Source organism: Parafrankia sp. FMc2, from assembly GCF_041008525.1.
Classification (GTDB): domain Bacteria; phylum Actinomycetota; class Actinomycetes; order Frankiales; family Frankiaceae; genus Parafrankia.
In genome coordinates this window covers 1-1,157 of record NZ_JBFLUG010000417.1, presented here as the reverse complement: position 1 = coordinate 1,157, position 1,157 = coordinate 1, and the positions used below count along the sequence as shown (strand labels likewise).

Sequence of the window (1,157 nt, the reverse complement as noted above, 5' to 3'; positions counted from 1 at the left end):
ATGCGGACGATGACTGTTCGATAGAGCGCGGCGTTGGCCTGACGGTTCCCGCCGCGGTTGAGTCGATGCCGGTGCGTTCTCCCGGAGGACGCCGGAATAGGGCTCACGCCGCAGAGCTTCGCGAAAGCGGATTCCGAGCGGATCCGGTCGGTGTTATCTCCGGCGGCCAGCAGCATCTCCGCGGCGGTGTCCGGGCCGATCCCCACTGCTTCGACCAGCCGTGGGGCGGCAGCCTTCGTCTGCTGCTTGAGGTGCCAGCTCAATGATGTGACTTCCTTGTGCAGGCTCAGCCATCGCCGTGCCAGCGAGGCCAGCACGTGCCGCATCGCCTTCTCGGGCGTCGTCGGCGCTCCCACGCACTCCAGCGCCGCGCAGGCCTCGATGAGCCGGTGGTCGGTGAGCGGCTCCAGGACGCCCCGAAGTTCGTCGTCGGCGGTCACCAACGTCGCCTTCAACGTGATCATGGCTGCGGACTGGGCCTTCACCGCCGTGTCCCGGGCAACCTTGATCAGACGAAGTGCCTCGACCGCCCCGTCGGCCGTCTTCGGGGTCGCGGTCGACGCACCAGAGATGATCTCTCGGGCGGCATGCTCGGCGTCGATCGTGTCGGTCTTACCCACTCGACGACGCTCGCCCATACGCGGTGGACGGCTGACCTCCCGCACCTCATGGCCGTGTCTACGCAGGAAACGTGCCAGCCCCATACCGTAGGAGCTGGTTCCCTCGACGCCAAAGGCAACAAGTCGCCCCGGGCCAGATACCCGGGCCAAACAGAACGCGAGCAGCATCTCGAAACCAGCCACGGTTGCCGGAAGCACCAGGTCCGCGAGACGGCCCCCGAGACCGTCAAGCAGCACGGCTACATGCTGGTCCTTGTGGGTATCGACACCGACGATGACATCGTCGCGGGAAAGCATCATGCTGGACATCGGCTGGCTGATCTCCTCACGGATCACCGGTCACATCCCGCTGGTCGGGCGGGCGGACAGGACTGCGATGAGACCCTGCTGCGATCAGGCTTCTATCAGGTCACTGCCCGCCCGGCCAGCGGTCCAGAGGTCGCCGCCACGCCGGCCGACAGATCAACGCCAGGGCACCCGAGAGGCCGGTCGTAACAAGGGTCAGACCAGCGTGGCAGCGACAACATGATGCTCGCA

Annotated in this window: 1 protein-coding gene; it reads right to left on the bottom strand. The window is 66.3% G+C overall.

What is annotated here, in order from left to right:
- Positions 1 to 956: IS110 family transposase (locus tag AB1460_RS37655; protein ID WP_368967353.1), on the bottom strand; the 956-nt coding region annotated here is incomplete at its 3' end.
- Between the last annotated feature and the right edge of the window lie 201 nt (positions 957 to 1,157).